Source organism: Citrobacter sp. Cb080, from assembly GCF_030334745.1.
GTDB classification, from domain to species: domain Bacteria; phylum Pseudomonadota; class Gammaproteobacteria; order Enterobacterales; family Enterobacteriaceae; genus Citrobacter; species Citrobacter braakii.
The window spans coordinates 68,279-89,537 of sequence record NZ_JAOWDG010000081.1; the positions used below are offsets into that span (position 1 = coordinate 68,279).

At 51.8% G+C, this 21,259-nt stretch carries 21 protein-coding genes; 10 read left to right on the forward strand and 11 right to left on the reverse strand.

The genetic code is table 11. The annotated features are described in order from the left end of the window. Window positions 1–3: 3 nt before the first annotated feature. Both mlc and ynfL read right to left on the reverse strand, forming a co-directional pair. Window positions 4–1,224, reverse strand: a complete 1,221-nt coding sequence (mlc, locus tag OGV38_RS20520) for a sugar metabolism global transcriptional regulator Mlc (RefSeq protein ID WP_016153045.1) — start codon at window positions 1,222–1,224, stop codon at window positions 4–6. A 118-nt stretch (window positions 1,225–1,342) separates the two neighbouring features. Continuing rightward, window positions 1,343–2,251: a multidrug efflux transcriptional activator YnfL/SxtR(Kp) gene (ynfL, locus tag OGV38_RS20525; protein WP_047358410.1), complete on the reverse strand. Its 909-nt coding sequence runs from the start codon at window positions 2,249–2,251 to the stop codon at window positions 1,343–1,345. A gap of 107 nt (window positions 2,252–2,358) precedes the next feature. Here ynfL and ynfM point away from each other — a divergent pair, with 107 nt between their 5' ends. Beyond that, window positions 2,359–3,612, forward strand: a complete 1,254-nt coding sequence (ynfM, locus tag OGV38_RS20530; RefSeq protein ID WP_016153043.1) for a multidrug efflux MFS transporter YnfM/SxtP(Kp) — start codon at window positions 2,359–2,361, stop codon at window positions 3,610–3,612. Between the two features lie 33 nt (window positions 3,613–3,645). On the opposite strand, the gene OGV38_RS20535 is transcribed toward ynfM, so the two are convergent. From OGV38_RS20535 to OGV38_RS20545, 3 genes are all read right to left on the reverse strand, one after another. After that, window positions 3,646–4,332, reverse strand: a complete 687-nt coding sequence (locus tag OGV38_RS20535) for a CPBP family intramembrane glutamic endopeptidase (protein WP_047500488.1) — start codon at window positions 4,330–4,332, stop codon at window positions 3,646–3,648. Between the two features lie 152 nt (window positions 4,333–4,484). Continuing rightward, window positions 4,485–5,975: a sensor histidine kinase gene (locus tag OGV38_RS20540; protein ID WP_269517283.1), complete on the reverse strand. Its 1,491-nt coding sequence runs from the start codon at window positions 5,973–5,975 to the stop codon at window positions 4,485–4,487. Further along, entirely contained in the window at window positions 5,972–6,694 is a 723-nt protein-coding gene (locus OGV38_RS20545) for a winged helix-turn-helix domain-containing protein (protein ID WP_016153040.1), read from the reverse strand. The genes OGV38_RS20540 and OGV38_RS20545 overlap by 4 nt, the downstream gene beginning before the upstream one ends. A gap of 189 nt (window positions 6,695–6,883) precedes the next feature. On the opposite strand from OGV38_RS20545, the gene msrP reads away from it, so the two are divergent. From msrP to OGV38_RS20570, 6 genes are all read left to right on the forward strand, one after another. Continuing rightward, the gene (msrP, locus tag OGV38_RS20550) at window positions 6,884–7,888 is read left to right on the forward strand and encodes a protein-methionine-sulfoxide reductase catalytic subunit MsrP (protein WP_269517284.1); all 1,005 of its coding nucleotides are present in this window, start codon (window positions 6,884–6,886) and stop codon (window positions 7,886–7,888) included. Next, a complete protein-coding gene (gene msrQ, locus OGV38_RS20555) occupies window positions 7,889–8,515 on the forward strand; it encodes a protein-methionine-sulfoxide reductase heme-binding subunit MsrQ (protein ID WP_137352252.1) in 627 nt (208 codons plus the stop codon). Window positions 8,516–8,561: 46 nt separating this feature from the next. Continuing rightward, window positions 8,562–10,049 (forward strand): carboxypeptidase M32, encoded by a 1,488-nt coding sequence (locus OGV38_RS20560; RefSeq protein ID WP_049268640.1) that lies wholly within the window; start codon window positions 8,562–8,564, stop codon window positions 10,047–10,049. Between the two features lie 137 nt (window positions 10,050–10,186). Next, complete coding sequence (gene asr / locus OGV38_RS20565) at window positions 10,187–10,567, forward strand: acid resistance repetitive basic protein Asr (RefSeq protein WP_286474797.1); 381 nt, start codon at window positions 10,187–10,189, stop codon at window positions 10,565–10,567. Between the two features lie 86 nt (window positions 10,568–10,653). After that, window positions 10,654–10,737 (forward strand): small membrane protein YdgU, encoded by an 84-nt coding sequence (gene ydgU, locus OGV38_RS25185; protein WP_049259791.1) that lies wholly within the window; start codon window positions 10,654–10,656, stop codon window positions 10,735–10,737. Window positions 10,738–10,837: 100 nt separating this feature from the next. Continuing rightward, window positions 10,838–11,659: a trypsin-like serine peptidase gene (locus OGV38_RS20570; RefSeq protein WP_101700677.1), complete on the forward strand. Its 822-nt coding sequence runs from the start codon at window positions 10,838–10,840 to the stop codon at window positions 11,657–11,659. A 34-nt stretch (window positions 11,660–11,693) separates the two neighbouring features. On the opposite strand, the gene mdtI is transcribed toward OGV38_RS20570, so the two are convergent. The 3 genes from mdtI to OGV38_RS25190 form a co-directional block, all read right to left on the reverse strand. Next, a complete protein-coding gene (mdtI, locus tag OGV38_RS20575) occupies window positions 11,694–12,023 on the reverse strand; it encodes a multidrug/spermidine efflux SMR transporter subunit MdtI (protein ID WP_016153035.1) in 330 nt (109 codons plus the stop codon). Further along, a complete protein-coding gene (gene mdtJ, locus OGV38_RS20580) occupies window positions 12,010–12,375 on the reverse strand; it encodes a multidrug/spermidine efflux SMR transporter subunit MdtJ (RefSeq protein WP_161623250.1) in 366 nt (121 codons plus the stop codon). Before mdtJ ends, mdtI begins: the two co-directional genes overlap by 14 nt. A 107-nt stretch (window positions 12,376–12,482) precedes the next feature. After that, window positions 12,483–12,653: a protein YdgV gene (locus tag OGV38_RS25190; RefSeq protein ID WP_085951052.1), complete on the reverse strand. Its 171-nt coding sequence runs from the start codon at window positions 12,651–12,653 to the stop codon at window positions 12,483–12,485. 138 nt (window positions 12,654–12,791) lie between these two features. On the opposite strand from OGV38_RS25190, the gene OGV38_RS20585 reads away from it, so the two are divergent. Then, window positions 12,792–13,826: an AI-2E family transporter gene (locus OGV38_RS20585; protein ID WP_019076755.1), complete on the forward strand. Its 1,035-nt coding sequence runs from the start codon at window positions 12,792–12,794 to the stop codon at window positions 13,824–13,826. 25 nt (window positions 13,827–13,851) lie between these two features. Here OGV38_RS20585 and OGV38_RS20590 read toward each other — a convergent pair whose 3' ends face one another. The 3 genes from OGV38_RS20590 to pntA all read right to left on the reverse strand — a co-directional run bounded on the left by OGV38_RS20590 (window position 13,852) and on the right by pntA (window position 18,136). Further along, window positions 13,852–15,048 carry a multidrug effflux MFS transporter gene (locus OGV38_RS20590; RefSeq protein WP_269517285.1) on the reverse strand — a complete coding sequence of 399 codons (1,197 nt, stop codon included), beginning with the start codon at window positions 15,046–15,048 and terminating at the stop codon, window positions 13,852–13,854. Window positions 15,049–15,207: 159 nt separating this feature from the next. Beyond that, entirely contained in the window at window positions 15,208–16,596 is a 1,389-nt protein-coding gene (pntB, locus tag OGV38_RS20595) for a Re/Si-specific NAD(P)(+) transhydrogenase subunit beta (RefSeq protein WP_016153031.1), read from the reverse strand. Window positions 16,597–16,606: 10 nt separating this feature from the next. Beyond that, window positions 16,607–18,136 carry a Re/Si-specific NAD(P)(+) transhydrogenase subunit alpha gene (gene pntA / locus OGV38_RS20600; RefSeq protein WP_029139532.1) on the reverse strand — a complete coding sequence of 510 codons (1,530 nt, stop codon included), beginning with the start codon at window positions 18,134–18,136 and terminating at the stop codon, window positions 16,607–16,609. Window positions 18,137–18,661: 525 nt separating this feature from the next. Here pntA and ydgH point away from each other — a divergent pair. Both ydgH and OGV38_RS20610 read left to right on the forward strand, forming a co-directional pair. Then, window positions 18,662–19,606 carry a DUF1471 family protein YdgH gene (gene ydgH / locus OGV38_RS20605; RefSeq protein ID WP_016156455.1) on the forward strand — a complete coding sequence of 315 codons (945 nt, stop codon included), beginning with the start codon at window positions 18,662–18,664 and terminating at the stop codon, window positions 19,604–19,606. A 244-nt stretch (window positions 19,607–19,850) separates the two neighbouring features. Continuing rightward, the gene (locus tag OGV38_RS20610; protein ID WP_286474755.1) at window positions 19,851–21,233 is read left to right on the forward strand and encodes an amino acid permease; all 1,383 of its coding nucleotides are present in this window, start codon (window positions 19,851–19,853) and stop codon (window positions 21,231–21,233) included. The last annotated feature ends 26 nt before the right edge of the window (window positions 21,234–21,259 follow it).

Consider the following 21,259-nt stretch of genomic DNA (forward strand, 5'->3'; position numbering starts at 1 on the left):
ATGTTAACCCTGTAATAGACGAATCAACAAAGAACCGTTATACATCGCGTCCTTCACGAGCGCCGCCCCTGCCATCGTCCCTTGATTGGTGAACTGCGTACTTTCGACGACAATATGCTGACTGTAGGCCGGGAGCGCTTGCTGACGAATGCTGTCAGCAATAGTGGGAAACAAAATATCCGCCGCTTTACTGAGCGGAGAACCAATCAATATCTTTTGCGGGTTGAACAAATTCACCATGATGGCCAGAATCCGTCCGACATGGGTCCCGACACCGCTAATGATATCTTTCGCCAATAAATCCCCCTGCATCGCCGCCAGACACAGCGCGTCTACCGTTAACGGTTGCCCGTGTAGAGAAGAACTCATTGACTGCTTCAAGCGTACCTGTGCCAGTTCGAGCACGCTGTCGACGCTGGCGATCGTTTCCAGGCAACCATGGTTGCCGCAATAGCAGCGTTTGCCGTAGGGGTCCACCTGGGTATGACCAATTTCCACCAGGCTACTGCTGCCGGCATGCAGTAGATGACCGTCGGTGATTACTCCGGCCCCCACGTTATGATCGATAACCACCTGAATGACGTCGCGTGCGCCGCGCGATGCGCCAAAAAGCGCCTCGGCCATAGTCCAGGCGCTGATATCATGCTGAATATAGACCGGCACGCCGGTATGATTTTCAAGCGCTTCACCCAGCGGCATCTCTTTGACATCGTCGTAGAATGGCATGCGATGAACGATACCGTTTTCAGTATCAATAATGCCGGGTAAGGTAATGGCGATGGAGGTTAAGCGCTCCAGCTTTTGCTGGTGGCGGATGAAAAACTGATCGACCTGGGTAATAACGCGTTCCAGCAATGGTGTTTCACTGACCAGCGCCATTTCAAGACAATCTTCAACCACCAGTTTGCTGCTCAGATCGCGCAGCGCCAGAAAGATCTCGCCGCGACTGATACGAATGGATAAATAGTGCCAGGCTTCCGTTTCCACAACCAGCCCAACGGCCGGACGTCCACGGCTGCCCGCTTCCTTGATTTCCAACTCTTGCACCAGGTGCGCTTCGAGCATTTCGCGGACAATTTTAGTAATACTGGCAGGCGCCAATTGTGCCAGGCGAGAGAGATCAATGCGCGATACCGGACCCAGCTGATCAATCAGGCGATAAACCGCGCCCGCATTGGTCTGCTTAATTTGATCGATATGCCCAGGCTGACTATCAGCAACCACCACTTACTCCCTTTATTTTCGCGCTCCGAAATAATCTGCGGGCTATGGTGAAGCACTTCAATGGCTTCCGTCAACTTTTTACTTAGCCTTGTGATTTACTGCACATTTTCGCCCATTTTTAAACTAAATTAATCGCCTGAACGGCCGCCAGTAGTTGCTCGCGAAAGCGTTGCGCGGCGTGACTTTGCTCATGATGTTTTGGCCACACCAGCCACATTTCCGAAACGGCATCGTCTTCCGCTATCGGGATCCAACACATTTCATACAATTGCACCCGTTTAAAGGAAGCGGGAAGAATGGAAACACCTAATCCTGCGGCCACCAGCCCGATGATAGTCATCGCCTCGCCAACCTCCTGAGTGATAGTCGGCTTCAGTCCATAGCGACGCATGAGGCCAAGAATATCGTCATACAACCCCGTCCCCACATGCGGATCAAAAAAAACAAATGGCTCATTGGCCAACTCCGCCAATGTGACCACCGGCTTTTGCGCCAGCGGATGCGCGCGCGGGATCATTGCCATCAGCGGCTCATGCAGAATGATTTCACGCTCCAGCGTTTCCGGAAGCTGCGTGTTGCGCAGAAGTCCCAAATCCAGCGTTCCTTCATTGAGCGGAGCAATTTGCTCGCGCGTGTTCATTTCACGGGTTTGCATATGTACAGCGGGGTAGCTCTGGCGAAAGAGGGATAACGTATCTGAAACCGCTTTGATAAACGGTGCCGATGACGTAAAGCCGATACGCAATTCCCCCGCTTCTCCCAGATGCAGACGCTCAGCCCTGGCAGCGGCCTCATTAACCAGCCCCAGGATCTGCCGACTGTCTGCCAGAAACTGCTTTCCGGCAGAGGTCAGCGCCACGCTGCGGTTAGTGCGCGCCAGAAGTCGGGCGCCGACCTGCTGCTCGAGGATCTGGATTTGCTGGCTCAGCGGCGGTTGCGAAATATTCAGCCGTGCCGCCGCCCGGCCAAAATGCAATTCTTCGGCAACCGCTACAAAGTAACGTAAATGACGCAGCTCGATATTCATATTTTTAAGATATCATTTGAGATTATTAATATATTAGACAGAATAATGCGATTTTCATACTCTTAAAGCTAGTCATGTAGAGGTAATTGATTGAGCAAGGATTTCAAGTGAGCCGTACAACCACTGTCGATACCGCGCCGACAAGCGATGTTGATGAACAGAGAGTTACCCCGCCGGATAGTTTTATCAAACGCGGAACATCCCCATTTATGCGCGTCACGCTGGCGCTGTTTTCGGCCGGACTGGCGACATTTGCTCTCCTCTATTGCGTGCAACCCATACTGCCAGTGCTCTCGCACGAGTTTGGGGTCTCTCCCGCCAGCAGCAGTATTTCGCTTTCCATCTCAACGGCGATGCTCGCGATCGGTTTACTGTTTACCGGTCCACTTTCCGATGCGATAGGCCGTAAGCCGGTGATGGTTACCGCCCTGCTGCTCGCGTCCTGTTGTACGTTGCTTTCGACGATGATGACCAGTTGGCACGGTATTTTAATCATGCGTGCGCTGATAGGTCTTTCGCTCAGCGGCGTGGCGGCAGTGGGAATGACCTATCTGAGCGAGGAAATACATCCCAGCTTCGTCGCCTTCTCAATGGGCTTATATATCAGCGGTAACTCGATTGGTGGTATGAGTGGCCGTTTGATAAGCGGCGTGTTTACCGACTTTTTTAACTGGCGTATCGCGCTGGCGGCGATCGGTTGTTTTGCCCTCGCCTCCGCGCTGATGTTCTGGAAAATCTTGCCGGAATCTCGTCATTTCAGACCAACGTCGCTACGACCGAAAACGTTGTTTATCAACTTTCGTTTGCACTGGCGCGACAGAGGGTTGCCGCTGCTGTTTGCGGAAGGTTTTTTACTGATGGGGTCGTTTGTCACGCTGTTTAATTACATCGGCTACCGTCTGATGCTCTCGCCGTGGGAACTCAGCCAGGCGGTTGTCGGTCTGTTGTCCGTGGCCTATCTGACCGGGACCTGGAGCTCACCGAAAGCGGGGTCGATGACCACCCGCTATGGACGTGGTCCGGTAATGCTCTTTTCAACCGGCGTGATGCTAGTTGGACTGTTGATGACCCTGTTCACGTCGCTGTGGCTGATCTTCGCCGGGATGCTGCTCTTTTCAGCCGGGTTCTTTGCCGCGCACTCTGTGGCAAGCAGTTGGATTGGACCACGGGCAAAACGCGCTAAAGGCCAGGCATCTTCCCTGTATCTGTTCAGCTATTATCTGGGTTCCAGTATTGCCGGTACGCTGGGTGGCGTATTCTGGCACAGCTACGGCTGGAACGGCGTGGGCGGATTTATCGCCCTGATGCTGGTGCTGGCGTTGCTGGTCGGTGCACGTCTGCACCATCGTCTGCACGTATAATCCACGATGCCCGGGTTCCGGGCATCGCCTTCATCAGCCATGCTGTAACGTCTGAGCCCCCATTTGCAGGGCAATAACCGTCCCGTTCATCGCTATATGGAGTATAACCGGCATCAACAGGCCGTTGCTTTTCAGTCTGGCGATGATCAAAACCTGCGACACAAGAAACAGCATCAGCAACGTGCGCAGATCCACATACTGGGTATGCATGATGGCAAAAATGACCGATACCACCACCGACGACAGCCAGGTTTTATTATTGAACCAATACTGGAATGCATTGAATAAACAGCCCCTGAAAACAATCTCTTCATACACTGGCGCAATAAATATCAGGGTCAGAGTGGATAACCACAGCGCGTAGCTGTTTAGGGATATCTGGCTGGTCACCCACGCTTCGGTTTGTCTGAGGCCCAGAAACCATGGCAGGATAAGCTGAATAAACAGCAGCGCCACGAACAAAATGGCAAACCATCTGGCGTTGAAAATTCCCTTTCCCAGCCCCTCTCTTTTTCTGAAGAAGAAGTAATACAGCGGGACCAGCACAACAAATTCCAGCGCAAACAGCAGCGGAAAAAGTAGCCCTTTGGCAAGCAGAACCTGGCTGGCGGGGAAAAACAACGGAATAAACGTGAGGCCAAACATCAGCAAAAACATGGTAAAACAGCCAGCAACCGCTTTGGTCCTGACGATATACAGGTTGTCGGCATCCTGTGACATACGATCTCCTTGCGCTTATCAAAGATAACTTGATGAATTATCAATATATGATAAAAATTCTCATTATCACTGACAACCTACCAACTTTTACGCAATGCCCACGGTTTACAACGTGTATAGCGTTACAGACTCTTTTCAGCGGAACATTCTCATCAGCTACTCAGTGGAGAATCCGCCAGCGGCAACGAAAAACGGAAACAGGCCCCTGCCGTTGAATTAATCAGGCGGATATCTCCCCCATGCAGTTCGAGCATTCTGCGCACGATCAGTAAGCCCAGACCACCACGCTCAGCCCGCTGCTCACGGGGTAGTAACGCCGTCGGGCGCTGAAATAATACTTCGCGAACAGCCTCTTCGACGCCAGGCCCGCTGTCCTGCACTTCTGCTAACAAGCGGTCTTCCTCACGCCAGACTTTTAACCACACTTCGCCCCCGTCAGGCGTATGACGGATAGCGTTATCCAGCAAATTCGTGACGATTCTTTCCATCATCGATAAATCGGCATTCACCAGCGGTAATGGACCAATTACGTCAAGGTGCAACTGCAAATGACGCGTGGCAACGGGTAGATCAAATTTCTGTGCCACATCCTGGATCAGCTCGCCAATAGCAAAACGTTCACGCTGCGGTTTTATGCCGCCATGCTCAAGTCTCGCCAGCTCAAAAAGCTGTTGTGACAGATGGCGAACCTTATGCCCCTGGCGCAGTGCAATGCTTAGATAATGCCGGTTTTCCTCCGGCGTCATCGTATCGGCTTTCAGCGACAGCATTTCCAGATACCCCAGCAGTGAAGTGAGCGGCGTACGTAAATCGTGCGAAATATTAGCGATAAACTCTCTGCGCTGACGATCGCTGTCAGCTAATAAATCCCATTGGTGAGCAATTTTCTGTGCTAACTCAATAAATGCATTGTTCAGCAACGCAATTTCATTCGCCGGAGCTAAATCGGGCTTTTTCTGCGCCAACTGTTTGATGACGCTAATGCTGTCCTGCTCCAGATTAACCACCTGACCGGTCAGCCTTTTCACCGGATTCGTCACCCATCTCCACACCAGGTACCCCGCGATTGCACCGGCTAATAAAACCAGTATTAACGTCCCGGTCACGGTGTTCCAAAGCGTTTTTTGCCAGGCGGCATTCGCCAATATATTGAGATCTTCGCCCTGGAGAATAATGTATAAATAGCCATGCAGCTTGCCGTTAAATAAAACTGGCGCGGCGCTGAATACCTTTTGCAGGCTGCTGCGCGGATCATTGCCATAGACGGGCAACTCGTCCGAATTAAGGAAAACCTGAATCGGCTGTACGCTAATGTTCTGGCGCTGAATATGCCCAGGCGGAGCGGCATCAGCAAGTATCTCGCCTGACGGTGAAACCAGATACAGCTCCACGCTTGGGTTTAGCGTCATCAGGTGATTGAACAGTCCTTTTAAGGTCTGCCGATTAACCTGCCCGCTGGCATCAATAAGCGACTCACTTTTGACAATCTTGCTCGCCAATTCCAGCGAGAGCCTTTGCACCATGGCGTCGCCATACTGTTTACTGCTGCGGATCTGGACAACGCTGACCGCAACCGCGCAAATCAACATAATAGCGGTAAAGACCAGGGTCAGACGCTGGCTCAGCGACAATCGATAAATCATGGTTGATGCTCCGCGTTAACCGCAGCAAGCTTATAGCCCCGTCCCCAAACGGTAAGAATAATTTCCGGCTCCGCAGCATCTTTTTCAATTTTAGTGCGCAGGCGATTAATATGACTGTTCACCGTATGCTCATATCCTTCGTGCTGGTAGCCCCACACCTGGTCTAACAACGCCTGACGCGAAAAGACCTCGCCGGGATGGCGGGCGAAAAAATAGAGCAGATCGAATTCACGCGGCGTTAAATCGAGGGATTTACCCTGCAGGCGGACTTCCCGGGCTAATGGATCAATCTCCACACCATGGACGGTGATAATCCCCGCCTCCATACGCAGGTTCTGACTCATCGCCTCCTGACGGCGAAACAACGCCTTCACCCGGGCCATCAATTCCAGCACCGAGAAAGGTTTGGCTAAATAATCATCGGCGCCCATTTCCAGCCCCAGTACGCGGTGAGTTTCACTGGTGCGAGCGCTGATAATAATGACAGGTAGATAGAAGCTCATTTGCCGAATGCGACGACATATCTCCAGACCGTCCACGCCCGGCAGCATCAAATCGAGGATAACGGCATCCCAGACGTGCTTCTCCAGTAGCTCGACCGCTCGTGCCCCATCAGCCTCATGAATAATTTCGTACCCCTCATCCTTCAGGCTAAGTTGCAAAAGTGAGGCAATATCGCTGTCATCTTCCACCAAAAATATCTTTTTTGCGCCTGCCATCAGTGTCATCCCCCTCTCGTCATGCTGAAAGCTTACCTCAGGCAAGGGGCGGAAGTTATCACAAAATTTTTAACTTTTCGTGAGGAATCAGGGATACGCATGCGTCCAGTATGACGTTATAGATAGGTCAGGCATCAACAGGGAAACGTCGATTTGTTTTCCTTAACATGAAAATAAAAAGGAAAAGTTATGCAGAAAAAACATCCACTTCGGGAAGCTGATGTTACCGCCGAGTCCGTTTTTTTTATGCAACGACGACAGATCCTCAAAGCTCTTGGGATAGGTGCGGCGGCGGCTTCGTTCTCTTCCCCGACACAGGCCGGTCTGCTGAATTGGTTTAAAGGCAACGATCGTCCGCCTGCACCGGCGGGCAAACCGCTCGAGTTCACAAAACCCGAGATCTGGCAAAACAATCTGCCCTTGACGCCGGAAGACAAGGTAACGGGCTACAACAATTTCTACGAATTTGGTCTGGATAAAGCCGATCCTGCCGCGAATGCCGGTAGCCTGAAAACCGATCCCTGGACGTTAACCATCAGCGGTGAAGTGAACAAACCTTTAACGTTGGATCATGATGCGCTGACGACTCGTTTTCCATTAGAAGAGCGTATTTACCGGATGCGCTGCGTTGAGGCGTGGTCGATGGTTGTACCGTGGGTCGGCTTTCCTTTGCATAAATTATTGGCGCTGGTTGAACCCACCAGCCATGCCAAATACGTCGCCTTTGAAACACGCTACGCGCCTGATGAAATGCCCGGCCAGAAAGATCGCTTCATTGGTGGCGGGTTGAAGTATCCCTATGTTGAAGGTTTACGTCTGGACGAGGCCATGCACCCGCTTACCCTTCTGACCGTGGGCGTGTATGGCAAAGCGTTGCCGCCGCAAAACGGAGCGCCAATACGCCTGACCGTACCCTGGAAGTACGGCTTCAAGGGCATTAAATCGATAGTCAGTATTAAGCTGACGCGTGAACAGCCGCCGACGACCTGGAATATGTCGGCACCTAACGAATACGGTTTTTACGCCAATGTCAATCCGCAAGTCGATCACCCCCGCTGGTCTCAGGCCACAGAGCGTTTTATCGGTTCGGGTGGCATTCTCGATGTGCAGCGACAGCCCACGTTGCCTTTTAATGGTTATGCCGATGAGGTGGCTTCTTTATATCAGGGCATGGATCTACGGGAGTATTTTTAAGTGAGGTTAACCGCAAAACAGATAACCGGCCTGAAAGTACTGCTGCATCTCGCCGGTTTATTACCCCTGCTATGGCTCTTCTGGGCCGCGCAGCGTGGTGAGTTGGGGGCCGACCCGGGTAAAGATATCCAGCACTTTACGGGCATCACCGCGCTGAAGTTTCTGCTTGCTACCCTGCTGGTGTCACCGCTTGCCCGCTACGCAAAGCAGCCGTTGTTGTATCGCACCCGTCGATTATTAGGGTTATGGTGTTTTGCATGGGCCACGCTGCATATGACCAGCTATGCGCTGCTGGAGTTGGGTATACAAAATCTGGGATTATTGGGACGTGAACTGGTTTCACGCCCATGGTTAACGTTGGGCATGACTGGTTGGATAATCTTATTCCTGCTGACGCTGACCTCCACGCAAGCCGCGCAACGTAAAATGGGCAAACGCTGGCAAACGTTGCACAACTACGTCTACCTGGCGGCCGTTTTGCTTCCGCTGCATTATCTGTGGTCGGTAAAAGTGTTATCACCGCTCCCCATTATTTATGCCCTCTGTTTTCTCGTGCTACTGGCTTTTCGCTATAAAAAGCTGTTACGCAAAGTCGCGTACAAAGGTGTGTTTATGAAAAGTGAATGAATCACGGTAAACTTCTCATCACACCTAAACAGAACGAGAACAAAAAATGAGTAACAATGATAATTACCATCAGCTCACCCGCACGTTCCAGCGGCTCTCTCGCTTCTCCCACCTCTCGGCAATCGCCAGTTGGGACATGTTTACCATGATGCCATCTGGCGGCAGCAAAGCTCGCGGCGAAGCACTGGCCGAGCTGAGCGTGCTTGAGCACCAGTTGTTAACCGACCCGGAGGTGGCAACGTGGATCGCCGCAGCCCAACAGGAAGACCTTAACGATGTTGAGCAGGCCAACCTGCGCGAAATGTCGCGACTGCATCATCAGGCATCCCTACTACCTGAATCGTTGGTAGAAGCGAAATCACTCGCGGGTAGCCGCTGTGAGCATGCCTGGCGCAGCCAGCGACCAGCCAATGACTGGGAGGGATTTTCCGAAAACCTGAAAGAGGTCGTGAAGCACAGTCGTGAAGAAGCCCGGCTGCGTGCCGAAGCCACAGGCTGTTCGCCGTATGACGCGCTACTGGACATATTCGAACCAGGGATGACCAGTGCCCAATTGGATGTCTTGTTTGCAGACGTTAAGAGCTGGTTACCGGATCTGCTCAACAAGGTGGTGGCAAAGCAGTCTCAGCAGTCGCTCATCGCCCCGGTTGGGCCTTTCCCAACCGCAATCCAGCGAGAGTTGGGCCTTGAAACGATGGCGCAGTTGGGATTCGATTTTACTGCTGGTCGACTGGATATCAGTGCGCACCCCTTCTGTGGTGGCGTACCTGAAGATGTGCGTATCACCACCCGCTATGATGAAAACGAATTACTTAGCGCGCTGTTTGGCGTGATCCATGAAACCGGTCACGCCCGCTATGAGCAAAATCTGCCGCACAGTTGGTCAGGGCAACCTATCGCCCTGGCACGCTCAACCGCCATTCATGAGTCCCAGAGTCTGTTCTTTGAGATGCAACTGGGGCGCAGTAAAGCATTTCTGACGCGGTTAATTCCTGCTGTGACGCGCCACTTTGGCGATCAGGCTGCGTTTGAAGAAAGCAATTTCATCGCCTGGAACCAGCAGGTTAAACCCGGTTTTATCCGTGTTGATGCCGACGAGGTGAGCTATCCTGCTCACGTTATCCTGCGTTATGAAATCGAACGCGCGCTCATTAATGGCGATATTGAAGTAGATGATATCCCGGCATTGTGGAATGAGAAAATGCAGTCCTGGCTTGGGCTGTCAACCATCGGTAACTATCGTAACGGTTGTATGCAGGATATTCACTGGACCGATGGCGGCTTTGGCTACTTCCCTTCCTATACTTTAGGCGCCATGTATGCGGCGCAGTTATTCAGTGCCGCTAACCGCGCATTGCCTGATTTAGAGCAGTCTATTGCGCAAGGTGAGTTTGGTGCCCTGTTTGACTGGTTACGTCAGAATATCTGGCAGCATGGCAGCCGTTTTACCACTGAACAGCTTATTACCCAGGCCACCGGAGAGCCGCTCAGCAGCCGTTATTTCCGCGCTCACCTGGAAGCCCGCTATTTGTAATCTCATACCGTGAGTCATTGTACATATCGTTACACGCCGAAACCAATGACTCACGGAAGCCCTGTGATTACAGCGATATAGTTATTTCAACGGCCCCGCAGTGGGGTTGAATGAAAAGCCAAATCGAGGGTATGAGAATGAAAAAAGTATTAGCTCTGGTTGCTGCCGCTGCTATGGGTCTGTCTTCTGCTGCATTTGCTGCTGAAACAACTGCTACCACCGCTCCGGCTGCTGCTGCAACCACCAAAGCAGCTCCGGCAAAAACCACTCATCATAAAAAACAGCACAAAGCAGCACCGCAGAAAGCGCAGGCTGCCAAGAAACACGCTAAAAAATCCACCACAAAACCGGCTGTAGAACAGAAAGCGCAGGCAGCTAAGAAACACACCAAAAAAGCAGCGACCAAACCCGCTGCAGAACAAAAAGCACCAGAGCAGAAAGCTCAGGCAGCAAAAAAACACACCAAAAAAGCCGTAAAACACGACACCGCTAAACCCGCTGCTCAACCAGCTGCATAACACATTTATAGTTACTATGGCGTCCCCCACGCCATAGCATACGGCGCTAAATCGACCTGATTTAGCGCCGCCTTTTGGAGGGTAAAATGGTGTCACATTATCGCTTTGAGTTCATTCTTATTACCCTGATAATTTGCGCCCTCATTGCCATGCATTTTTATCTTTCCTGAGTGTAGTTATCTGATTTTACTCCCACTTTCCCGCCGTCCCGTCTATAGTATTAACTGAGGGTTTGCTGTTAAAAATCATAATTCCCCACCAGAGTGTGATATGCATAAAACCATTGCTGTGTTACTGGGTTCAATTTGTTTACTTCCTGTCGTTGCGCATGCGGACCAGCCTGCAACGGCCAGCGCTGAAGCAGAAAACGTAAAAACGCTGTTTTTTGGTCATGACGATCGCATAAAAGTGACTGACCCAACGCAATCTCCTTGGGACGCTATCGGGCAACTGGAAACCGCCAGCGGTAACCTGTGTACCGCCACGCTCATATCACCACGTCTGGCACTGACTGCCGGACACTGCTTACTCACCCCCCCGAAAGGCAAGCCGGATAAAGCCGTGGCATTACGCTTCGTGTCGAAAAAGGGTGTCTGGCGCTACGAGATCCACGGCATTGAAGGACGGGTTGATCCCTCGCTCGGAAAACGTTTAAAAGCCGATGGCGATGGCTGGATTGTGCCGCCTTCCGCGGCCCCGTGGGATTTTGGTCTGGTGGTGCTGCGTTACCCACCTTCTGGCATCACACCGCTGCCATTATTTGAAGGTGATAAAACGGCATTAACCGCGGCGCTGAAAACCGCAGATCGTAAAGTTACGCAGTCGGGTTACCCGGAAGATCATCTCGATGACTTGTACACGCATCAGGATTGCGTGGTGACCGGTTGGGCGCAGAATACCGTTTTGTCGCACCAGTGCGACACACTCCCGGGCGACAGCGGTTCACCATTGATGTTGAAGACAGATACTGGCTGGCAGTTGATTGGTGTACAAAGCTCCGCTCCGGCGGCGAAAGATCGCTGGCGGGCCGATAATCGCGCCATATCCGTGACCGGTTTTCGCGATAAGCTGGATGAGTTGGCGAACAAATAACTTATGCTGCCCGTAGTAACGGGCAGCACTGAGATCAGGCAAGTTTAATCATCACCATTCCGGCAAGCAGCAGCGCCAAACCGATCCAGCCTTTATGATTCAGGCGCTGACCAAACAATACCCAACCTGCCGCTAACGTCGCGGCAATCCCAAAGCCGCCCCACAAGGCGTAGGCAACAGAAAGGTCGATACCTTTTACCGCCTGGGACAGCGCGCTAAAGGCCGCTAACACCGCTGCCAGCGACAGCACGCCATAAGTCTTGCGGCGAAACCCATCTGAAAATTTCAAAAAGACGTTAGCGACGATTTCGAGCACAATGGCTATGCCAAGCCATGCGCCGTGAACCCACTCAAACTGCTGCATGGCTCACCTCTCTGCCCGCCTTTGTCGGTTTTCGTGTACCGGATTTAATCAGCACAATACCTAACACCAGCGAGACCAGTCCAGCCACCTTCATCGTGGACAAGGTTTCGTCAAATAACAGCACGCTGAACAGCGTAATAAATAAAATACCGATACCTTCCCATAAGGCATAGGCCACACCAAGGGCAATTTTTTTAACGGCAAAACTGAGAAAAATATACGATAAGGCAATCATTACCAGCATTAAAATAAAGCCCGAATTACCATGGCCGACGCTTGCCCATTTCATTGACAGCGTACCAGTAATTTCAGCCGCGATGGCCAGACCTAATAATATCCAGTAAAACATAATGCTTCTCCTGCTTGAGAATATAGTCCTTTGGGCCTACTGCATGCAGTAAACCAAAAAATAAAATTAGTTAGCTCAGCGCACAGCGCCAGCTCAGGCAGAAGAAAGGACTAAAGCGCGTTGCGCCAGTGTTGCTCACCCGCAAGCAAGAAAGTGGAGGAGGTACGAAGAAGTGAAGGTAAACGCAAAAACATCCTGAACATATTGTCCATAATATTACAATTATCCGCAGTGTTGCTTCTCATCATCGCGGATGATAATTGTCCTCGGTAGTTAAACACAGATGATTTGTACCATAGCTTCAATGCGAACTCAAAGTCTTTTCACTTCTTTACCTGCCCCATTTGATTTTTGTTATAACGGCTCGACGCAAATCACATTATTATTCAGATTCAAAAATGAAAAATGCAGGAATACACATGGCGAAACCGATCATCACGCTTAACGGCCTAAAAATAGTCATTATGCTGGGCATGCTGGTTATCATCCTGAGCGGCATCCGCGTTGCCGCAGATATCATCGTCCCATTTATTCTGGCGTTATTTATTGCCGTCGTGCTTAACCCCGTGGTGCAGCGGATGGTCAAACTTCGCATACCGCGCGTAATAGCGGTATCATTGCTCATTGTTATTATTGTGATGCTAATGGTGTTGCTATTAGCGTATTTAGGTACATCCTTAAATGAGCTTGCACGAACGCTGCCGCAGTATCGCTCTTCACTGGTTATCCCCCTCAAAAACCTTGAGCCGTGGTTACAGCGCGCAGGGATCGGCGTTTCCGTGGATGAACTCGTCAAATATATCGACCCGAACGCGGCAATGACGCTGGTGACCAATTTACTGGCGCAGTTGTCTAATGCCATGTCATCGATATTTTTACTGCTGTTGACGGTGGTTTTTATGCTGCTGGAAGTACCGCAGTTACCCAACAAACTCAAACAAATGATGAGTCGTCCCATTGAGGGAATGGCGGCGATTCAACGAGCCATCGACAGCGTTTCCCACTATCTGGTGCTCAAAACGGCGATCAGCATTGTGACCGGGTTGGTGGCCTGGGGCATGCTTGCCGCACTCGACGTGCGTTTCGCTTTTGTCTGGGGACTGCTGGCCTTTGCGCTCAACTATATTCCTAATATCGGTTCGGTGCTGGCCGCCATTCCCCCTATTGCTCAGGTGCTGGTATTTAGCGGCCTTTATGACGCCCTGGTGGTTTTCGCAGGTTATCTGGTCATTAACCTGGTGTTCGGGAATATCCTCGAACCGCGGATCATGGGGCGTGGACTTGGGTTGTCTACGCTGGTGGTGTTTCTGTCGTTAATCTTCTGGGGCTGGTTACTGGGGCCTGTCGGGATGCTGCTTTCTGTGCCGCTGACCATCATCGTGAAAATCGCGCTTGAGCAAACCAACGGCGGTCAAAGCATTGCCGTGTTGCTGAGCGATCTCAATAAAGAGTGAATTCGCCCCGCCATTGCGGGCATTTTTATCGTTTAGCCCGTAGCGCCAGAACGGCGCTACACAACGTAAATAACGCAATTATCCAGGCCATAGTCCATGGTGTTCCGTCGCTGAAGGCGGCCAGCAGCAATGACGAGATAATGCCGCTACCGTATTGTAACGCGCCAATCAGCGCGGAGGCTGAACCGGCGATGCTCGGTACCGCGTCCAGCGCGGCAGCGGTTGAAGTAGCAGCAATAATGCCATTCATTGAGAAAAACAGAAAAACGGTGATGATAATGGCTTCAACGCCACCTGACTCCAGCTTAACCAGCACCGCAAGCGCCACTGCAGCCAGCGCCGCCAGCATCGTCGCATACTTTAGCAGTTGCTCCAGAGAATGCCGTTGCACCAGACGACAGTTTACTACGCTCATGACCATGACTCCGACAATATTGAGCGCAAACAGCCAGCCGTAATGCTGTGGTTCAACATGATAATAGCTAATATAAACAAACGGCGAACCGGTAATAAACGCATACGCGGCAACGTAATAACACGTCAGGCTCAGGGTGTAGCGCATAAAACGTCCATTGGCGAATAGCGAACGATAATTACGAAATGCGCCAGCTAAAGAAGCTTTCACCCGTTTCTCTTCCGGCAATGTTTCCGGCAGCCAGTTTAAGGAGATAAACATCAGCGCTCCTATCACCGCCAGCAGCCAAAAAACAGAGTGCCAGGTGCTCAGGCGAATAATTTGTCCGCCAATCAACGGTCCTGCTATTGGCGCAATCGCCATGACCAGCACCAGAGTTGAAAGCATTTGCGCCGCGCGAGTACGTGCAAAGAGATCGCGGATCATCGCCCGCGCCAGCATAGGTCCGGTACAGGCCCCAAACGCCTGAAAAACTCGCCAGAAAACAATTTGCGTAATACTCGTGGACATCGCACATCCTGCGGAGCCGATGATAAAAAGCACCATGCCAATTAACAGCGGTTTACGCCGTCCCAGATGATCGCTTATCGGCCCCCAAATCAATTGCGCAATGGCGAAACCTACCAAAAAACCGGTGATCGTCAGTTCTACATTGCCATGTAAATCCTCTGCCATTGTCGGCATTGCCGGAAGATAAATGTCGGTGGAAAGCGAGGCAAAGGCCATCAGGCCACTGAGGATCAGAATAAAAGTAAGACCAGTCTGGCTTGCTATAGCCGCCGACGAGGCATGTTTACGTGTACTCATAGCGCCCTGTTATGTTCTAAAAAGTCAGGAAGCAGTATATACACGGCGTTTTACGGTGATTAGACGGTTAAAACCGTATGGGTTTATGAGTGGTAATCATGAATAGCGGAGTATTAAAAAAACGGCCTCCGCAGAGGCCGTCTTGGTTTGCGCTGACGATTACAGCGCTTTCAGGATCGCATCCACGCTGGCTTTGGCATCGCCAAACAGCATATGGGTGTTTTCTTTAAAGAACAGCGGATTCTGCACGCCAGCATAGCCGGTGTTCATAGAACGTTTGAACACGATAACGTTCTGCGCTTTCCATACTTCCAGCACCGGCATACCGGCGATTGGGCTACGCGGATCGTCCTGCGCCGCCGGGTTTACCGTATCGTTGGCGCCAATCACCAGCACGGTATCGGTATCGGCGAAATCATCATTGATTTCATCCATTTCCAGCACGATGTCATAGGGTACTTTGGCTTCCGCCAGCAGCACGTTCATATGACCTGGCAAGCGCCCTGCTACCGGGTGAATACCGAAACGTACCTTGATGCCGCGCGCGCGCAGTTTCTCGGTGATTTCAGCAACCGGATATTGCGCCTGTGCCACGGCCATGCCATAGCCCGGGGTGATTATCACGGAGTGCGAATTCTTCAGCATTTCTGCCGTGTCTTCCGCATTAATCTCACGATGCTCACCGACTTCTTCATCAGACCCCGTAGAAGAACCGTCAGAACCAAAGCCACCGGCAATCACGCTGATAAACGAACGGTTCATCGCCTTACACATGATGTAAGACAGGATCGCACCGGAAGAACCGACCAGCGCACCGGTGACGATCAGCAGATCGTTGCTGAGCATAAAGCCCGCCGCCGCCGCCGCCCATCCTGAATAGGAGTTAAGCATTGAAACGACGACCGGCATATCCGCACCGCCGATGGACGCCACCAGATGCCAGCCAAAGGCTAACGCAATAATGGTCATCACCAGCAGCGCCAGAACCTGCAGACCCACGCTTTCGGTACGAACAAACACCACCAGCAGCAGGAAAGAAACAACCAGTGCCGCCAGGTTCATTTTGTGACGATTCGGCAGCATCAGCGGTTTAGAAGAGATCTTACCGCGCAGTTTGCCAAACGCCACCACGGAACCGGTAAAGGTCACCGCACCGATGAAGATACCAAGGAACACTTCCGTCAGGTGAATGTTCACCAGAATCGGTTCCAGGCCCGTGTCGTGATACAGGTAGCTGTTGAAACCCACCAGTACCGCCGCCAGACCGACGAAGCTGTGCAGAATCGCCACCAGCTCCGGCATCTCGGTCATCTCGACTTTCTTCGCCAGACGAATACCAATCGCGCCGCCGATGATCATCGCCACCAGGATCCACGCAACGTTGCCGGTCTCCGGGCCAAAAATCGTGGCAATCAGCGCAATCGCCATCCCGGCGATACCGTAGTTGTTACCCTGTTGAGAGGTTTCGTGTTTCGAAAGCCCCGCCAGGCTGAAAATAAACAGGATCGCGGCAACAATGTATGCAGCTGTAACTAATCCTCCAGACATATGTTACCCCTTAGTTTTTCCGGAACATTTTCAGCATGCGCTGAGTCACGGTGAAGCCACCGAAAATATTAATGCTGGCAATAAGCACCGCGATAAAACTCAGGAAACTCACCCAGCCACCCTGGCCAATTTGCAATAACGCCCCGACAACGATGATCCCGGAGATAGCGTTTGTCACGGACATCAGCGGAGTGTGTAGCGCGTGCGACACATTCCAGACCACGTAGTAACCCACTACACAGGAAAGCGCGAACACCGTAAAGTGCCCCAGGAACTCTTTCGGCGCGACATCAGCAAGCCATCCAAACAGTATGACGACCAGTGCCATCAACGCATATTTGCGCCACGGTGAGGCCGGTTTTTTCTCTTCTTTCGGCGCGGGCGCGGCTTTTGGCGCAGCCTGCGGCTGAGCAGAAACCTGGATCGGCGGCGCAGGCCAGGTGATTTCACCCTCGCGAACCACCGTAACGCCACGTACGACCACGTCGTCAAAATCGACGGTGATATTGCCGTCTTTCTCTTTGCACAACAGCTTGAGCAGGTTAACGAGGTTCGTGCCATAAAGCTGGGAAGACTGCGTCGGCAGTCGGCCTGGCAGATCGGTATAACCGATAACCTTCACCCCGTTCTCGGTGGTGGTCACCTGGTTAGGCACGGTATATTCGCAGTTACCGCCGTTTTGCGCGGCGAGATCGACAATCACGCTGCCCGCCTTCATCGAATCGACCATTTCGCGGGTGATCAGTTTCGGTGCCGGTTTGCCCGGAATCAACGCGGTGGTAACGATAATATCAACGTCTTTCGCCTGCGCGGCGAAGAGCGCCATTTCGGCTTTGATGAACGCTTCGGACATCACCTTGGCGTAACCGTCGCCGCTGCCGGCCTCTTCTTTAAAGTCCAGTTCGAGGAATTCAGCGCCCATACTCTGAACTTGCTCTTTCACTTCCGGACGGGTGTCAAAAGCACGAACGATAGCGCCCAGGCTGTTTGCCGCACCGATAGCAGCCAGACCTGCCACACCCGCACCAATCACCATGACCTTGGCAGGTGGAACCTTGCCCGCGGCGGTGATCTGCCCGGTGAAGAAGCGGCCAAATTCATGAGCGGCTTCAACAATGGCACGATACCCGGCGATATTCGCCATCGAGCTTAAGGCATCAAGCGACTGCGCGCGCGAAATACGCGGCACGGAATCCATCGCCATAACCGTCACGTTGCGCTCTGCCAGCTTCTGCAACAGCTCAGGGTTTTGCGCGGGCCAAAGAAAACTCACCAGCGTCGTGCCCGGGTTGAGCAACGGGATTTCCGCCTCTTCCGGCGCGTTGACCTTCAGGATGATCTCTGACTGCCAGACGGCATTTCCGTCAACAATTTCTGCGCCTGCTTGTACAAACGCCTTATCGTCAAAACTTGCCAGTTGACCTGCACCGCTTTCAACCGCGACGCTGAAACCCAACTTAAGCAGCTGCTCAACCGTCTTCGGCGTAGCTGCGACGCGGGTTTCATTGGTTAACCGTTCTCTTGGTATGCCAATTCGCATAATGTTCCCTTCCATCTGTATTTGTGATGATGGTTTATCAATGTTCGCACGAGGCATGCGCGCACTCTCGAAAGAGGTCAGTGTTACCCCAATAAAATAAAACAGTAACAAACTCTGTATAACCTACTGAAAATGACGCCTGTGATCTAGCGCCAAAAAACAGTATTTATTATGAAATTCGCGAAATAGAGATGAATCGAACCGCTGGCAGATAAAATACCCTAAAAATAGCCCACAAAGGCCGATAATTCGCTCAAGCGAAGCGGCAAAACATGATTACGTGCCTGCCAAAAACAATTGATTAACATTAAATTAACTTATGAAATTCAACTGCTTTATCAGTTTTGGTCGCCAAACGCCGAAATTTTCGACATATCACAAAATGTTATCTGTGTTGTTACGTCACGTGGCACGATGAGTGAAAAATGACGCAGACACTGACACAATTTAAATGCAATAATCAGCGACGTTTCTAGTCAATAACAATACCAGTACCTGGTTTGCGCAAGGCGAAGGATTATTTTTATGAAGCTTAAGAACACTCTCCTGGCGTCCGCACTTATTTCTGCGACTGCTTTTTCTGTAAATGCAGCGACAGAATTGACGCCGGAGCAAGCGGCTGCCCTGAAACCCTATGACCGCATTGTGGTTACCGGTCGTTTTAATGCTATCGGTGACGCGGTGACCGCCGTATCACGCCGTGCAGATAAAGACGGTGCAGCCTCCTTTTATGTTGTTGATACCTCAGATTTTGGCAGCGGCGGTAACTGGCGCGTTGTAGCCGACATCTATAAAGCCGATGCTGAAAAAGCGGAAGCGTCCAAAAACCGTGTCATTAACGGCGTGATGGAATTACCGAAAGATCAGGCCGTTCTGATAGAACCATTCGATACCGTTACGGTGCAGGGCTTCTACCGCAGCCAGCCTGAAGTGAACGATGCCATCACCAAAGCAGCGAAAGAGAAAGGCGCTTACTCCTTCTACATCGTGCGCCAGGTCGATGCCAACCAGGGCGGCAACCAGCGTATTACCGCATTCATCTATAAAGCTGATGCGAAAAAACGCGTAGTACAAAGCCCTGATGCGATCCCAGCAGATTCAGATGCCGGACGTGCCGCATTAGCCGCCGGTGGCGAAGCCGCGAAGAAAGTTGAGATCCCAGGCGTTGCGACTACCGCGTCTCCGAGCGCTGAAGTCGGTCGTTTCTTCGAAACGCAATCCACCAAAGGTGGGCGTTACACTGTCACGCTACCGGATGGAACCAAAGTTGAAGAACTGAACAAAGCAACCGCCGCTATGATGGTGCCGTTCGACAGCATCAAGTTCACCGGTAACTATGGCAACATGACTGAAATCTCTTACCAGGTTGCCAAACGCGCAGCGAAGAAAGGCGCTAAGTATTATCACATCACCCGCCAGTGGTCTGAACGTGGTAATAACATGACCATCAGCGCTGACCTGTATAAGTAATACTCAGTACCTTATCAGGTCTACAGCCTTGTAGACCTGATAATTTCCCGCCATCCTCCCCTCGGGCGAAACAAAAACAGCAGTATTAAGACTACTTTTCACACTATTAGTCACAAATCTCTCTATCCCCATTGCATGCGTTCTCTTCTCTCCGTAAAATCCCGCGCCTTAGTGGCTTTCACCATTTTTATGCGGTTTGCCAAAATAATTATTCTCTCACTCTCGTTTTTGTCACTGGATACAAATGGAAAAGAAATTGGGTCTGAGCGCACTCACCGCGCTGGTTTTAAGCTCAATGCTCGGCGCTGGTGTTTTCAGCCTGCCACAAAATATGGCGGCGGTAGCAAGCCCGGCTGCATTACTGATTGGTTGGGCGATTACCGGTGCGGGTATCCTTTTGCTCGCCTTTGCCATGCTGATTCTGACGCGTATCCGTCCTGAACTGGATGGCGGCATATTTACCTATGCACGTGAAGGTTTCGGTGAGCTGATTGGCTTCTGCTCCGCGTGGGGATACTGGCTGTGTGCTGTTATCGCTAACGTTTCGTATCTGGTGATCGTTTTCTCTGCGCTCAGCTTCTTTACCGACACGCCGGAGTTACGTCTGTTTGGCGATGGTAATACCTGGCAGTCGATTGTTGGCGCATCGGTGCTGTTGTGGGTGGTCCATTTTCTGGTGCTGCGTGGTGTGCAAACGGCAGCCAGTATTAACCTGGTGGCGACGCTGGCGAAATTACTGCCGCTTGGTCTATTTATCGTGCTGGCGTTTATGCTGTTTAAGCTCGACACCTTTACCCTCGATTTTACCGGCGTAGCGTTGGGCGTTCCCGTCTGGGAGCAGGTAAAAAACACCATGCTCATCACCCTGTGGGTTTTCATCGGTGTGGAAGGCGCGGTGGTGGTTTCAGCTCGTGCCAGAAACAAACGCGATGTCGGACGCGCTACGCTGCTGGCGGTACTCGCCGCGCTGGGCGTTTATCTGCTTGTCACCCTGCTGTCTCTGGGCGTTGTCGCACGTCCCGAACTGGCGGAGATCCGCAACCCGTCAATGGCCGGTCTGATGGTGAAAATGATGGGGCCATGGGGTGAGATTATTATTGCCGCAGGTCTGATTGTCTCCGTGTGCGGTGCTTATTTAAGCTGGACGATTATGGCGGCGGAAGTGCCGTTCCTCGCCTCCACGCACAAAGCGTTTCCACGCATTTTTGCGCGGCAGAACGCGCAAGGCGCGCCATCGGCGTCGCTGTGGCTGACCAATATCTGCGTACAGATTTGCCTGGTGCTGATCTGGCTCACAGGTTCCGACTACAATACGTTATTAACCATCGCCTCAGAAATGATTCTGGTGCCCTATTTACTGGTCGGCGCATTTCTGCTGAAAATTGCCACTCGTCCAATTCATAAGGCTGTCGGTATCGGAGCGAGTATTTATTGCATATGGTTATTGTATGCGTCAGGTCCGATGCACCTGCTGCTGTCTGTGGTGCTGTATGCGCCAGGGCTGCTGGTCTTCCTTTATGCCCGTAAAACACACGCGCATGAAAACGTATTAAAACGCCAGGAAATGGCGCTGATCGGCCTGCTGCTAGTTGCTGCTGTTCCGGCGACCTGGATGTTGATGGGGTAACATTGTCCCCATCGTTCGCGACACAT